Raw genomic sequence first — 15,726 nt, forward strand, 5'->3', positions numbered from 1 at the left:
CCTGACAGCAGTATGCTAAGGGCGCTTTTTCTATCTAATGACCTAGTAAAAATGGTCAATCAAACAGCAAATAAAATGCGATACGGTTCAATGTTCGCTTTTCATCATGTAGGCTTAATGATAGAGTTGTTATGTTATAACATCCATTTATGAGTATCTGCGTGAACACCCCACTTCTGTCTGTTGACCAATTCACGATCAAAACCTCTTCGAGAACACTTTTTCAAGATATTCATTTCGATGTATATCGAGGAGAGCTGTTGGCGATCATGGGTCCATCAGGCATTGGTAAGTCGATGCTTTCACGCGCGATTGCGGGTTTTCTGCCAGATACGGTTGAGGTTGAAGGCCATATTTCTCTTTCTGGCGATGCAGTATGTGGCTTGCCTATGTTGCAAAGAACCGCAGCACAGCGCCCCGCAGTTATCTTTCAAGATGCGCTTCAAGCATTAAATCCTCTGGTTTCCATTGAAGGTCAACTCAGTTTGGCATTGACGGGGACGCGCACTAAGCTTAAATCACAAGATAAGATCAAACTCACTGAATTGTTAGTGCGGCTTGGATTTCCTAACCCTGAAACCATATTGCCGTTATATCCGAGCCAAATTTCGGGAGGGCAACGTCAACGGATTTGTATTGCGATTGGCTTGCTGAGTAACGCCGATCTCATCATCGCCGATGAACCAACCAGCGCGTTAGATCCGGTGACAGAGCAAGAGATACTTAAGCTGATTCGAGACAATGTTAAACAGCGACAAATCGGTGGCTTGTTGATTACGCATGACCTGCACAGCGCATTAGCGTGTGACAAGTTGTTGGTCATCGATGATGGTGGAGTGGTGGCTTACGGCGCACCAAAACATGCGCTTGAATCAAGCTCTCACGCTTTCTGTTGTTCATTGAGAGACTTAATCGAATGAGCCCGACCTTACCACTAAATTCAGAAGTCTCGCCGTTAATGCCAGTGATAGATTCAGAAACACAAACACCGATCGAGATTAAGTTCGAGAATGTCGGAGTTCATTATTACTCAGTGCCAAGTTGGCAGGGTGGTAAGGCGTTCAAAGCGCTACAGAACATCGACCTCAATGTTGAAGACAAAAGCTTAGCCATTGTTGGCCGTTCTGGTGCCGGAAAATCGACACTGATTGAGCTGTTATTTGGCCTAAAATCACCGACTGTTGGCCGAATCAGCCTATTTGGCCATTCGCTGCCGATTCGCAATAGCAAAACGCAGGCAAGGGTGTGTCGCTTGATCCAGTTGGTACCACAAGAGCCTCATACCAGTCTCAACCCTTACTATACCGTTCGACAGATCTTAGCCGAACCGCTAAGCAACTTAGACGTTTCTGGTAATCATGAAAGCATTATTGAAGAGACGCTATTGGACGTGGGCTTACCTGCCAGTTTGCTCTCATTGAAACCTAGTCAGCTTTCTACTGGCCAAGCTCAACGTGTGGCTATCGCTCGGGCTCTTGTCGTTAGACCCGCAGTGTTGGTGGCCGATGAGCCGACTGCCAGCCTTGACCCTGTGAACCGTCAAAGGTTGCTGGATTTACTTAACTCACTGAAGAATAAGCGCGACATGCGAATCGTTTTGGTGACGCATGATCTCGGTGCGGCAAAGGCGCTTTGTGAAGAAATTCTGGTTCTTGACCATGGCGAGATGGTGGAGCATGGACCGACACCTCAAGTGATGAGCACACCTGCTCATCCTGCGACTCAGTTGCTGATCGAATCTCAGCCACTTTCGAAATCTACTTGTTAACACAACCTTATTTATTACGAAATACTGCTTATTAACGAAATACTGCTTATTAACACAACACAGCTTACAGAGAAAAATAACTATGCGTTTTAATTCAATCAAACTGGCTTGCGCGCTTGCGTTGGCTCTGCCTTTGACGGGCTGTTTTGACTCTCAACCAGAGTCGAGCGATGCGGCGGTCAAATCTGAAATTCGTGTTGCGATGATGCAGCCACCAAGAACGGGCCTATCGCCACTTTCTGATGACGCGTTCAAACTATCACGTTGGAGCACGGCTGAAACGTTAGTGAACTTGAGCCCAATCTCAGAAGCAGAACCAATGCTAGCGACTGATTGGAAACATCTTGATCCACTGACCTGGCAGTTCACGATTCGCCAAGGCGTTAAATTCCACGATGGCTCTACATTAACCGCAGAATCCGTAGTGAACTCTTTGCAGAAAGCGCTTGAGGCGGCACCGAAGCCACGCATTCTAGATGGTGTCGATCTCGAAGTGAAAGCGATGGACAACTACCGCGTAGAGATCAAGACCAGCTTTGATGACCCTCTTTTACCAAGCCGTTTATCAAGCCCTCAATTAGCGATTCTTGCAGCAAGTGCTTACCAAGAAGATGGCCGTGTTAGCCCAATGGGTGCAGGTACAGGACCGTTTGAGTTGACTGAAATTAACGGTACAACAAGTGCGAAACTGAAACGTTTTGATGGCTATTGGGGTGAAAAAGCGCAAGTTGAATCTGTGATTGCAGAATACGTCCCTAACGGTTTTGCTCGTGCTGCAGCTCTAAGAACAGGCACGGCAGACATCGTTGAAGCAGTACCCGTTTCACAAATCGCGACCATTGATCCGAACCTACTTTATGAAGTGGCGATGCCTCGTACCAATACGCTTTACTTAAATAACAAGTCAGGCGTATTCAGCGATATTAACTTGCGTAAGGTTGCGGCGGCTGCGGTAGACCGAGAGCAAATCGTGAATACCGTTTATGAGAACCACGCGGATATCGCACAAGGTCTATTAGGTCCTGCTCTTGCTTGGGCTGAACCAATTCGACCTGAAGGTCAGGCAATCGACAAGACTCTCAAAGCGAACGGCGAAAGCATTGTTATCGGTACCTTTACCGATCGTGCAGAGCTTCCAGAAGTAGCAGCACTGCTTAAACAACAACTTGAAGCGGCTGGTTTCAAGGTTGAGCTGGATATCCGTGAATACGCTCAGATTGAAAACGATGCACTGTCAGGCAAGTTTGATGCGTTCATCCTTTCTCGTGCAACCGTTCTAGATTCGGGTGATCCAGTGGCTTACATGATGAGTGACTTTGGCTGTAAGGGTTCATTCAATCTTGGTCAATTCTGCTCTCAAGAAGTAGACCAAGCGCTGACTCACGCTGATTTGCAACCACTAGGTGCACTGCGTCAGCAAGCGATCATCGAAGCTGAGCAAAAAATCCTTAACGACTTCGCTGCTATTCCACTGCTTCACGAACGCGTGATTCAAGGTGAAAGCGAGCGCGTGAGCAATGTGGTTCGTGACCCAAGTGAGCGTCGCTTGGTTGACCAAACTACACAGATCAAACAAGCGAAACAGGCTAACTAAATAGATGCTATCTGCTGAGACTCTGCGTCGAACCTTATTTCTCTTGACGCCTTGGTTATCAAGAATCGCCTCACTGATTGTGGTGGTGATTCTTGTTGGCTTGATGCCTGACATTGCAGGCATCGACCCAAGCCAATCCATTCTGCGTGCGAGGGCGGGGCAACAACACCTGCTTACGCCTGAAGCTTTAGCAGCGGTACGCGCTGATCTTCAGCTTGACCGTTCGGCAAGTGAGCGCCTGATCGACTGGGTAGGAAGTGCTTTTTCAGGCGACCTAGGTAAGTCATGGATTGATGGCTCTTCGGTTGCATTAGGCATTCAAAAGACAGCGTCGACGTCTCTGTTTCTGATGTCGAGTGCACTTGTGATGACTTTCGTGCTGTGCGGTGCAGGCTTGCTTGCCACCTTGCGTAGCTGGAAGAGGGGCAAACTGGGGCAGAGTTACAGCAGTTTAAGCACCGTATTAATATCCTTGCCAGAGTACGTGGTGGCCTCGGTATTAATACTGGTGTTCTCTATCTGGTTAGGTTGGCTGCCGCCGTATGGTTGGCAAAGTTGGCAAGATATCTGGCTACCGAGTTTAGCGCTCGCACTGCCCGCCAGTGGCCTATTTAGTCGCCTACTCAGAGACAGTTTACAACGCGTTTTAAATGAGCCTTGGGTGATTACTTGGCTCAGTGCCAACGTTCACTCTAACCAAATTATTCGCTTTGCGCTGAAAAGAGCGCTGAGCAGCCTGATCCCACAAATCGCGATGATCGTGATTGGTTTGACTGGTGGCGCGGTCGCGGTTGAGCTTATCTTCTCGATTCCGGGTATCGGGCGCATGATTCTAGGCGCTGCTAAGGCGCAAGATTTACCAATGTTGCAAGGCGGCCTATTGGTATTGCTGCTATTTTCAATTGCCGTGAGCAGCATGAGCTTGTTTGTTCAACAGCTGATTCTGGGTCACAGTCTGAAAAGCGGTAAGCTCATTAGCAGCCACTCTTCGTTTCGCTTTACACAGAGCCGTACCAAGCGTGCTGTTGCTTTTTCAATATTTTCATTCCTGAGTGCAATTGTAATTTGGGCGGCATTTCGTGACCCATACACCAGTCAGTTTGCTCGCTTAGCGGACCCTAGTTGGCAAGCGCCTTTGGGTGCGGATGGCATTGGCCGAGACTTACTGGCGAGAATCGGCTCGGGCATGGTCTCGACCTTCCAAGCGGGCATCTTAGCAACGTTCTTGAGCTTGGTGACGGGCATCATAATGGGCTTCAATACTCGCTTTAGCCAAGGTCTTATCGAGATAACTAAGGGTATCCCTTACATCATTGCTGGCCTGTTGGTTGCTGGCTTAACGGGGATGAATCCGAACAGCGCATTAATCGCGATTGTATTGGTATCTTGGGCACCATTAGCAGCTCACTGTTCAAGCTTGATCGTGGAAGCAAAGGCTCAACCTTATACGCATCTCGCGCCATTGTGGGGCACCAGCAAGCTTCGAATCTTCCGTTTCTACTTGCTTCCTTATGTATTGCCACCTTTGCTAAGGCACGCGATGTTGAGGCTGCCAGTAATTACATTGAGCCTGACCTCACTGAGCTTCATCGGTTTAGGTGCGAAACCGCCTGCACCGGAATGGGGTTTGATGATTGCAGAAAACTTGCCCTACATCGAGCGCGCGCCATTGGCTGTCATGGGGCCAATCGTTGGGCTGATTCTGTTAGGTGCGGCCATCAACATGATGTTTGATGATTAACGAAAAAGTGCAGGCTGCTTAAGTTTTCGATGTGCTATTCGATTGAGTGTTCGATTTGCTTTTTATGTTGTAACCTTGAGCCTGTTTTTTTGAATTGGCTTTCGGATCGGTTGTCGAACGGTTTTTAGCTTAGTTAAGTGTTCAGCGTTAAGGATTCAACATGTATCTCGTTTTGTATTGCCACAATATTGGTATGACCGACTTTTCCTTCTTTGAAACGGAAGATTTCGATAAAGAAGAGGGCTATATCGTGCGAGGTAAGTGGCCGAACGAGAAAGCGTTTCGTGATTACTTAACCAAAGAGTTTGGTGACATGAGCGAATTTCAAGTGATCGACTTAATCGCCAAAGGTACAGAAGCAGAACACTACTCGCCCGAAGAGTTGATGCGCTTAGCTTTGTAATATCTAGTTTAATAACGGTTAGCTTATCAGCATCCAGTTAAGTAGCATCTTTCGAACAAACGAATAAAGAAATGGCAGCCTGATTCGGCTGCCATTTTCGTTTTAGGTTAAAGCTAATACCTTTTGCATCGTGAATGGTGCTACTGCGCCACTTCGTCCACCAAGTACAAGATTGACTGATACGGAATGCCACTGTGATGTGACAAACCGATCTCACAGGTTCGGCTGTTGCTGAATCCACGAGTACAGTTGCTTGGCACTTGTTCTTTGAGTGGGTGTACCGCCGCTTCATTCAGCTCTGGCGTGGTAAAACCTTTATCACCCGCCCAACCACAACATTGAATATGCTCAGGAACAATCACCTCTTCGGTACAGGCTTTAGCAAGGCTCAACATCGCGCCTTCCAAACCCATTCGACGAGAGCTACAAGTTACATGCAGCATCACGGTTTCTTGCAGCGGCTCAAGTGTCAGGTGCTCAAGCAAGTATTGGTTCACAAACCCTGTCGGCTCTAATACCTCTAACGGTTTGGTGAACTGTTCAATACTGCGTTTAGCACAAGGGCTGGTATCCATTAATACTGGGTATTCACCCTGACGACTGGCCTGCCACAACACTTCTTCGAGCTGTTGAGCTTTAGATTGGGCTAAATCGGTCATCCCTTTACTGTCGTAAGGCATGCCACAACATTGGTCATCGAGCTTCTTCGGAAGAATTACCTCAAATCCTGCTTTGTTAAGCAAAGACATGGTCACTTCAGTTAGAGGACGTTGGTCGCCCGCATCGCTTTGCTGTCCCATGGTGCGACTGGCACAGGAAGGGAGGTAAACCACCTTCTTATGATTGCTTGAGGATTCTGCCGTCACTGGTGATGAGACTAGCGAGTGGCTATTGGATTGCGGCATCTCAGGCATCCAAACGGGTGTCGCGCCTTTAGTTATTGAGCGCAAGCCATTGGTTAGCTTGCCGACTGTAGTTGCGCCTAATACTTTGCTCGCCACTTGGTTGGTTTTGAGGCTAGCCTTGGTGAGTTTTGTGGTGGTCGAGAAATGATCAGCTGTCCATTTGGCGATTGGTGTAAATTTCTCGTATTTGGCAATACGAAGCTTCTTGATCAAATCGCCGGTGTTGATTCCCACTGGGCAACGCTCGGCACACAGGCCAGTTGCGGCGCAGGTATCGATACCTTGGTATTCGAAGGTTTTCTCTAGCTCACTTGCTTCTATCTCTTCACCTGCGGCACGGCGGCGTTGTAGCTCGCGATATAAAACAATACGTTGGCGTGGTGATAGAGTGAGCGTACGAGACGGACAAACAGGCTCACAGAAGCCACATTCAATACAGCGGTCGACAAGGTCATCGGCAGCAGGCATTGGCTTCAAATTGGTGATGTGTGAATTCGGGTTGTCGTTGATGATAACGCCGGGGTTGAGCAGCCTTTCTGGATCAAACAGCGCTTTGATCTGTTGCATCAAGGCATAGCCGTCTTTGCCCCATTCCAATTCTACATAAGGCGCCATGTTACGACCAGTACCATGCTCTGCTTTTAGAGAACCTTGGTATTTCACCGCAACCAGCTCGGCAACATCGTCCATGAAACCGCCGTAGCGATCGATTTCTGTTTGACTGTCGAAGCCTTGAGTAAATACAAAGTGCAGGTTGCCTTCGAGGGCGTGACCAAAAATGATCGCTTCGCTGTAGTCGTATTTGTCGAACAGCTCTTGTAGCTCTCGAATACCGTTAGCGAGGTTTTCGACAGGAAAAGCAACGTCTTCGATGATAACGGTTGTGCCAACTTCACGAACGGCTCCAACGGCAGGGAACATGCCTTTTCGGATGCCCCACAGAGTTGCGACTGTCTTTGGATCGGAAGTGAAAGGCACCGATTCAACAATCGTGTATTCAGTCAATGCGTCCAAAATTGATTTACATTGTAAATCTAAGTCCGGCTGGGAGCTGGCGTGTGATTCAACCAAAATCGCTGCGGCTTCTAAATCCAAGTTCGGCATGAATGCAGGCATACCTGGTTTGTCTGCGACAGAACGTAGTGCTCTGCCATCCATCAATTCAACCGCAGCAACCGGCGTTTTTGATAGCGTAGTAACGGCTTTACTGGCTTGTTCGATGTCGGCAAACACCAACAGAGCAGAGGCTTTGTTCGGATGTTCGATAACCGTGTTGTAGGTGATTTCGGCGATGAAGCCTAGTGTGCCTTCTGAGCCAATCATCAGATGTTTGATGATCTCGATTGGGTCGTGGTAATCAACCAAGGCATTCAAAGCGTAGCCAGTGGTGTTTTTTAGGCGGTACTTGTGGCGGATTCTGTCTGCGAGTTCTTGGTTTGACGCTGTCTGTTGATGTAATTCGACAATGCCTTCAAACAGATCTTTATGTGATAGCTTGAATGCTTCAACGCTGGCGTTATCTGCGGTATCAAGCAGGGAACCATCACTCAATACGATTTTCATGCTCTCAACGGTGCGATAAGAGTTTTGCGCAGTACCACAACACATGCCGCTGGCGTTGTTCGCGGCGATACCACCGATTTTACAGGTATTGATTGAAGCTGGATCTGGGCCGATTTTACGTTGGAAAGGGGCAAGGTATTTATTAGCATCAGCGCCAATTACCCCTGGTTGTAGGATGATCTGATTGCCGTTATCGATAATTTCGTGGCCACGCCAGTCATCGGTCAGTGTGATGAGTACCGAGTCTGAAACCGCTTGTCCTGACAGGCTGGTGCCCGCGGCGCGAAAGGTAAAATGAATACCGAGTTCACGGCAACTTTGAATGGTGAATATCACTTCGTCTAAGTTCTTGAGCCTTAGAACCATTTTCGGCACCAAGCGATAAAAACTCGCATCGGTGCCGTAAGCCAAGCGCTTTGCCTCTTGAGTGACAATGCGTTCCGTTTCTATTTTTTGAGCCAGTATCGCTTCAAGCTGCTGATAAGCTTGTGCGTCTATTACTCGCTCATGGGATGTGGTTGTCTCCATCTTTGCTTCCTTGTGCTTCTTATTTGGCACTGTTCAGGGCGTGTTGACCTTTCGTGGTTAAATTTTGTTCGAGATAAAAGCGTTTTAATCGCGGCGAGGGGGAAGTAGCCTAGTCACTCTAAGCAAATCCCCCTCAACAAAGAGTAAAACGCTTTTTGCGGGGGCGCCCAGCTCGAACCCTTCGGGCAGCGTTTGCTGGCCATTTCTACTACGTTATCGGCTTCTCATGTAGGCTAGCTACACATCGACGCCTCTGCCTTGTATAAATACCCAGCAACTCGCTGCAAAAATCAGCTCGAAAGATCAACACGCCCTAGTTTTTTATTTTATTTTCCAGTGCTTAAACGGTGTCACAACGGCAGTGGAATTGCTGTGACACCGATTGAACTTCAGTCTAAGTAGACCAAAGCATTAGTCCGAATCCGAACCTAAATCGTTGAGGTTTAATCTAGCCCTACCAAAGATTCGCGAGTTAAGTCTTTGATTGTCTTAGCGCCTGTTAATGTCATTGCAACGCGCATTTCTTTGTCATATAGGTCGAGCAGGTTCTCAACACCTGCTTGTCCTTGCGCTGCTAACGCGTAAACGAAAGAGCGGCCAAGCAAGGTGCAGTCTGCGCCCATCGCCATCATGCGAACTACATCTAAGCCAGTACGAATGCCAGAGTCGACCAGAATCTTGGTGTCGCCTTTTACCGCATCTGCAATCGCAGGCAGTGCTTTAGCACTTGATAGAACACCATCAAGCTGACGACCGCCGTGGTTTGAAACTACGATACCGTCTGCGCCAAATCTCACGGCGTCTTTTGCATCTTCTTCATCAAGAATGCCTTTGATAACCATTGGGCCATCCCAGAAATCACGGATCCACTCTAGGTCTTTCCATGAAATTGATGGGTCGAAGTTATCACCTAACCAACCGATGTAGTCTTCCAGTTTGGTTGGAGAACCGCGATAAGTCGAAATGTTGCCAAGGTCGTGCGGTTTACCAAGTAGGCCAACATCAACGGCCCAACTAGGATGACGCATAGATTGGAATACACGACGTATTGCTGCATTTGGACCACTCATTCCTGAGTGCATGTCACGGTAGCGAGCGCCAGGTACAGGCATATCAACCGTGAAGACCAGTGTTGTTACGCCTGCCGCTTTGGCACGTTCCAATACGTTCTTCATGAAGCCACGATCTTTTAGCACGTAAAGTTGGAACCACATTGGGCGCTCAATCTTAGGTGCCACTTCTTCGATCGGGCATACCGATACGGTCGACATGGTAAAAGGGATGCCCTTGTTGTCAGCCGCTTTAGCCGCTTGTACTTCGCCACGTCGTGCGTACATGCCTGTTAGTCCAACCGGAGCTAAGGCAATCGGCATCGCCAGTTTTTCGCCAAACAATTCGGTTTCCAAATTTAGGTCCGACATGTCATTAAGTACACGCTGCTTGAGTGCGATCTCTGCAAGATCGGCCGTGTTGCGGCGTAGGGTATGTTCTCCGTAAGAACCGCCGTCAATGTAGTGAAAAAGAAACGGTGGCAATTTTGCTTTTGCTGCGGCGCGGTAATCAGTCGATGCGGATATGATCATAATTTCAGTCCTAAATTCTTGGGATGTTGCCCTTCTATGAGAGCTTGGCTTGGGCTGCTTTAATTCTTGAAAAGTAAGTGTTTGTTGTTTCTTAATCGGTGAAGCAACTCATCGATAAATAAAATAACCTGTGAAGCAATTAATCTATGAAGCAATTAACCTGTGAAGCAAATAAACAGTGAAACAGTTAAGCAATAAAATGGCGTTAATACCCGGGGTGTTGATGTGTTTTAGTATCCGTTCCGAAACTCATCAACTGTCTTATTAGACGGTGTTACAGTCGGGGAATTGAGTATTAACGCCAAGTGCTTTTGTAACGACTTATGGTTTACATAAGTGCGTCTGTCATTTTGAAGCCGTAGATAACCACTAGGCCGATGATTCCTGTCATCACCAAGTAGTAGAACGTTGGGATGATAGTCTTACGTAGTGTTGCGCCTTCGCGTCCTAATAAGCCTACGGTCGCCGATGCGGCTACCACGTTGTGAATCGCAATCATGTTACCTGCTGCAGCACCAACGGCTTGCAGAGCAACAACCACAGCACTAGAGATAGACAGAGTTTGTGCTACTTCGAATTGGAACTGGCTGAACATCATGTTTGAAACGGTGTTTGAACCTGCAATGAAGGCACCTAACGCACCCACCGTGGCACTTAATGCTGGGAATGCGCCGCCGACTAGGTCAGCTGCAAAGTTGGCAGTGGTTACTGGCATACTTGCTAAATCAGCGCCGTTCACACCTGAGTTAATGAAGATACGAACCATTGGGATGGTGAACACCAACACAAAGCCAGCGCCTATTAGAGTCTTGCTCGACTCACCAAAAGCTTTAGCCAGTGGTGTTGCGCTGCGTGATTGCATTAGAACCGCGACTAGTGCGACGAAGACCAAGATACCGCCAGGTAAATACAGAGGTTGAATCGCTGTGCTTACACCGGTCTCGCCAAGGATGTTGCTGAAAGAAAGGCTAACGCTCTTAAGTAGGCCTTTGAACTCAGGGCTCACACGGCTAGCAACGAGAGTGACAGCGAGCAGCACGTAAGGTGCCCATGCCATCGCCATGCTCATTTTCTTATGACCTTGCTTACTGTTTGAATGAGTGTCATCAAGATCGATCTTCAAAGAACCTAGCCATTCTGCTGGCCACTTGTCTTCGCTTTCAAAGTCCCATTTTGATTTAGGTACTAGGAAGCCGCGTTTTGCTGCTGTTACAACAATCGCAAGGCCAACCAAACCACCAATCAGTGATGGGAACTCAGCACCTAGGAAAACACCTGTTAGTGCGTAAGGAATGGTGAAAGCGGCACCTGCGAACAGTGCGAACGGCAGGATATCAAGACCTTCAGTCCAGCTTTTGTTCTTACCGAAGAAGCGAGTCAGCATCATCGCCATCAATACAGGAATCATCACACCAACGCAGGCGTGGATGATCGCAACACTTGATGTGATCTGTTGTAGGTAAGCATCCCATGTTGAACCATTGGCAATCAGGCTTTCACCAATGTTGTGCGTATCCAAACCTTTGTTTACGCCAACAATGATAGGTGTACCAACCGCGCCGAACGATACCGGCGTAGATTGAATCATCATGCCCATCAGTACCGCAGCTAATGCTGGGAAGCCGATTGCAACGAGTAAGGGAGCGGCGATTGCTGCGGGTGTGCCGAAGCCGGATGCACCTTCAATGAATGAACCAAAACACCAAGCGATGATGATCGCTTGCACACGACGGTCTGCTGATATGTCAGTAAAGCCGTTACGGATGGTGGTGATGGCTCCGGTGTGTTTCAAAGTGTTTAATAAGAAGATGGCGCCAAACACAATCCAGAGAACCGACACGGTAATGCCGAAGCCTTGGAATACTGAAGCCAGCACGCGAGTGCTAGACATATCCCATGCGAATAGGGCGATAGCAACGGTTAATGCAAATGCCACTGGCATCGCTTTTTTTGCAGGCCAGTTAAGGCCAACCAGCAGAATCGCTGCAACAACTATTGGCGAAAAGGCCAATAATGCTAGTAGAGTTTCACTCATGGGTACTTCCTCGTACTTGTTTTCAAACGTTCATGTTTGAAGTGAATAACACGTCATTAGTTTTGTAGGTGTAATCTGAATCTCGAGGATTCAATTGTTGTAATTAGAGTCGCTTTATTTGTAACCGATGTGATTGCAAAAGCTGTTTTTGTAATTGTTTTGTTAATTTGGCGTGAATTTACCCCTTTATTTTTTATTGATATAGGGAAATAATGAAAATAATTAATTCCAAAATTGGCATAATCAAATGCGAGCAGACGATTTGATCCTGTTTTCACAGGTAGTAGAACTGGGCAGTTTTAGTAAGGTGGCAGAGCAAAATAACCTTACAAATTCGGTAGTTAGCAAGAGAATTGCGCGTTTGGAAGAAGAGATTGGCGTGCAGCTATTATATCGAACCACGCGTAAATTGACGCTTACCGAGGCGGGTAAGGCAATGTTACACGGAGCCAAAAATGTGAAGCAGGCGGCTCAAGAGGCTATGGACGCAGTTTCAGGCTTTGGTGAAAATGTTAGTGGTCATATCAAAATGTCAGTGCCTACTATCTCCGGAGATTTGATTCTGGCAGACGCTGTTGCCGAGTTTTGTAATATGCACCCAGGTTTAACGGTCGATATGTCTCTTAACAATCGCTTTGTGGATCTGGTTGATGATGGCCTCGACTTAGTGATTCGAACCGGTTACTTGGAAGACTCCAGCTTAATTGCCCGTCATATATTGGATTCACAATGGGTGGTATGTGCCTCGCCGTCTTATATCGCCAAGAATGGTAAGCCGATGCAGCCCAAGGATTTGGTTGAGCACAATTGTCTGCAATACGCTTATCAAACAACGGGTGCCAGTGAGTGGCAATTTCTGCATAGTAAAGATGGCTTTACTGATAATGATAAATACATAGTGCGCGTCTCTGGATCTTTTTCTACCGATAACGCGACGGCATTAAGAAAGGCGGCGTTGGGCGGTCATGGTGTTGCGTACGTGCCACGTTGTCTGGTGTATCACGATATTCGCAATGGTCAGCTGGTGGACATCTTCCCTGATTTAGTCGGCAAGAAGCTCGGTATTTATGCGGTGTACCCCTTTACGCGCCAGCCACCGAACAAGATTAAGTTATTGATTGAACACATCAGAACACGTTACCTGACGATTTCACATTATTTTTAATAAGGATCACGATGAGCTATTTAAAAGAGTATCAATATCCAGTCACCAACAAACAGATCGTCAGCGATGACTATTTTGATCACATAGTTGAAGACCCTTATCGCTGGTTAGAAGACGACAGAAGCGACGAAACCGCGCAGTGGGTGGCGAGCCAAAATGAAGTCACGTTCAGTTACCTTGCTCAAATTCCGTATCGCGCAGAACTGCGAGAGCGATTAGCAAAAGCGCAAGACTACAAAAAGAGCTCGCAGCCGTTTGTACGAGGAGATTACACCTACTTCTACAAGAACGATGGCTTGCAGAATCACAGTATTCTCTATCGTCAGAAAGAAGGGCAACAAGAAGAAATTTTCCTAGATCCGAATACCTTCTCGGAAGATGGCACTACATCACTGGGTTCGGTGTCGTTTTCTAAAGATTACAGCCTAGTGGCGTACAGTATTTCAGAGGGTGGTAGCGACTGGCGCAAGATTTTTGTTATCGATACCGAGACCAAACAACAGCTCGAAGCCGAAATCACTGACGCGAAATTTACTGGCATCTCTTGGTTGGGTAATCGTGGCTTTTATTACTCTAGCTACGACAAGCCTGACGGTAGCCAGCTTTCTGCACGTACCGAACAGCACAAACTTTACTTCCATGAGTTGGGTACAGAGCAAGCTAGCGACAAAGTGGTTTTTGGTGAGAACAACGCTGAGCAGCACCGCTATGTATCAGGCTATACCACCGAAGACGACCGTTACTTGATCATTCTAGGGCGAGAGTCGACATCGGGTAACAGGCTGTTCTATATCGATTTAAATTCACCAGAACAATCGCTGAACACGCTGATTGATCATGTGGATAGCGATACGTACCTCATCGATAACCAAGATGAAGTCTTTATTTTATACACCAATCTCGATGCGCCTAATGGCAAGGTCGTGAGCTTTGATACTCGCAGTCAACAGTGGCTCGATATCATTCCTGAAAAGCCACAGCCGTTAGATATCAGCACTGGCGGTGGTTACTTGTTTGCTCATTACATGGTCGATGTGGTGTCTAAGATTGAGCAGCTGGATTACCAAGGTAACCTAGTTCGTGAAATTCATTTACCCGGGCTAGGAACTGCTAGTGGTTTGGGTGGTAAAAAAGAGCAAACCCAGCTTCATTACACCTTTACCAACTATGTAACGTCGCCAACGATTTTCTCTTTCGATGTCGAATCTGGCAATTCTGAAATCTACCAACGCTCTGAGTCTCCGTTTGAGTCGGATCAATTTGAGTCTAAACAAGTCTTCTATACCTCGAAAGATGGCACCAAGGTTCCGATGCTTATCTCTTATAAGAAGGGATTAGTGTTAGATGGCAATAATCCAACCATGTTGTACGCCTATGGTGGCTTTAACGTTAGCCTAACGCCTTCTTTCTCGGGCACGGTTGGCAGTTGGCTGGAACTGGGTGGTGTGTATGCAGTGCCGAACTTACGTGGTGGTGGCGAATACGGTAAGGCGTGGCACAAAGCGGGTACACAACAACAAAAACAGAATGTATTTGATGACTTCATTGCTGCTGCGGAGTTCTTAATTGAAGAAAACTACACCTGCAGTGATAAGTTAGCGATTCGCGGCGGTTCTAACGGCGGTTTGTTGGTAGGCGCTTGCATGACACAAAGGCCTGAGCTGTTCCAAGTGGCTTTACCTGCGGTTGGGGTGTTGGACATGTTGCGTTACCACACATTCACGTCTGGTGAAGGCTGGGCGTACGACTACGGTACATCAGCGCAGAACAGAGAGATGTTCGAATATCTGCTTGGCTATTCTCCGGTTCATAATGTGGTGCGCGGCACGGATTACCCTGCGACATTGGTTACTACAGCTGATCACGATGATCGCGTGGTACCTGCTCACTCTTATAAATTCATTGCAGAGCTGCAAGATAAGCATGAAGGCGGTGCCCCCGTGATGATTCGTATCGATGTTAATGCGGGCCATGGTGCTGGAATGCCGCTGAGTAAAGCGATCGATCTCACTGCTGATATCTACGCATTTACCCTGTTCAATATGGGAATTGAGTCCCTAGATTCATTTTAGCGAATACTTGATTTTAGATAACTGGGTATTTTACTCAGACCAAAAAGCCTCAAAATCTGCCTTAGATTTTGAGGCTTTTCATATATATGAAAACCAATCAAAGCTGCATCGTATTTCCTTCACTTTCACACTCTGTTTTCCGTGATAGCCGCCACCATTACTGATGAAATGAAAGCGATTTCAAGCTGATATTTCACGTATTTTTGTTCATAACTTATTGATCTCAATGCAGTAGTTTTCTCCGTGAATTTTCTAAAAGTTTCATGGCATTTAAGCTGATTTATCAGTGTGAACAGCGACCAACTTTTCAACTCTTTCATTGCTTAATATTTCCCTGTTCGATGAAAACTCAAAAAAATAATAGGGAAA

Annotated in this window: 10 protein-coding genes; 7 read left to right on the forward strand and 3 right to left on the reverse strand. The window is 47.1% G+C overall.

Annotated features, from left to right (window positions below; genetic code table 11):
• Positions 1-161 precede the first annotated feature (161 nt).
• The 5 genes from OCU90_RS24700 (at position 162) to OCU90_RS24720 (ending at position 5,506) form a co-directional block, all read left to right on the forward strand.
• The gene (locus OCU90_RS24700) at positions 162-920 is read left to right on the forward strand and encodes an ATP-binding cassette domain-containing protein (protein WP_061021243.1); all 759 of its coding nucleotides are present in this window, start codon (positions 162-164) and stop codon (positions 918-920) included.
• On the forward strand, positions 917-1,768 hold the full coding sequence (locus OCU90_RS24705) for an ABC transporter ATP-binding protein (protein ID WP_061021246.1): 852 nt from the start codon (positions 917-919) through the stop codon (positions 1,766-1,768). Before OCU90_RS24700 ends, OCU90_RS24705 begins: the two co-directional genes overlap by 4 nt.
• 82 nt (positions 1,769-1,850) lie before the next feature.
• Entirely contained in the window at positions 1,851-3,362 is a 1,512-nt protein-coding gene (locus OCU90_RS24710) for an ABC transporter substrate-binding protein (protein WP_061021248.1), read from the forward strand.
• A gap of 4 nt (positions 3,363-3,366) precedes the next feature.
• Positions 3,367-5,103 carry an ABC transporter permease subunit gene (locus tag OCU90_RS24715; protein WP_061021250.1) on the forward strand — a complete coding sequence of 579 codons (1,737 nt, stop codon included), beginning with the start codon at positions 3,367-3,369 and terminating at the stop codon, positions 5,101-5,103.
• Positions 5,104-5,263: 160 nt separating this feature from the next.
• Complete coding sequence (locus tag OCU90_RS24720; protein WP_061021252.1) at positions 5,264-5,506, forward strand: hypothetical protein; 243 nt, start codon at positions 5,264-5,266, stop codon at positions 5,504-5,506.
• A 140-nt stretch (positions 5,507-5,646) separates the two neighbouring features.
• Here OCU90_RS24720 and OCU90_RS24725 read toward each other — a convergent pair whose 3' ends face one another.
• From OCU90_RS24725 to OCU90_RS24735, 3 genes are all read right to left on the reverse strand, one after another.
• Positions 5,647-8,502: an FAD-binding and (Fe-S)-binding domain-containing protein gene (locus tag OCU90_RS24725; RefSeq protein ID WP_061021254.1), complete on the reverse strand. Its 2,856-nt coding sequence runs from the start codon at positions 8,500-8,502 to the stop codon at positions 5,647-5,649.
• 443 nt (positions 8,503-8,945) lie between these two features.
• The gene (gene lldD, locus OCU90_RS24730) at positions 8,946-10,085 is read right to left on the reverse strand and encodes an FMN-dependent L-lactate dehydrogenase LldD (RefSeq protein ID WP_010432610.1); all 1,140 of its coding nucleotides are present in this window, start codon (positions 10,083-10,085) and stop codon (positions 8,946-8,948) included.
• A 328-nt stretch (positions 10,086-10,413) separates the two neighbouring features.
• Complete coding sequence (locus OCU90_RS24735; protein WP_017085042.1) at positions 10,414-12,120, reverse strand: L-lactate permease; 1,707 nt, start codon at positions 12,118-12,120, stop codon at positions 10,414-10,416.
• 247 nt (positions 12,121-12,367) lie between these two features.
• Here OCU90_RS24735 and OCU90_RS24740 point away from each other — a divergent pair, with 247 nt between their 5' ends.
• Both OCU90_RS24740 and OCU90_RS24745 read left to right on the forward strand, forming a co-directional pair.
• Complete coding sequence (locus OCU90_RS24740) at positions 12,368-13,285, forward strand: LysR family transcriptional regulator (protein ID WP_017081288.1); 918 nt, start codon at positions 12,368-12,370, stop codon at positions 13,283-13,285.
• Positions 13,286-13,296: 11 nt separating this feature from the next.
• On the forward strand, positions 13,297-15,357 hold the full coding sequence (locus tag OCU90_RS24745) for a prolyl oligopeptidase family serine peptidase (protein ID WP_061021257.1): 2,061 nt from the start codon (positions 13,297-13,299) through the stop codon (positions 15,355-15,357).
• Positions 15,358-15,726: the final 369 nt, after the last annotated feature.

The organism is Vibrio splendidus (assembly GCF_024347615.1).
In the GTDB taxonomy this organism is placed as follows: Bacteria; Pseudomonadota; Gammaproteobacteria; order Enterobacterales; family Vibrionaceae; genus Vibrio; species Vibrio splendidus.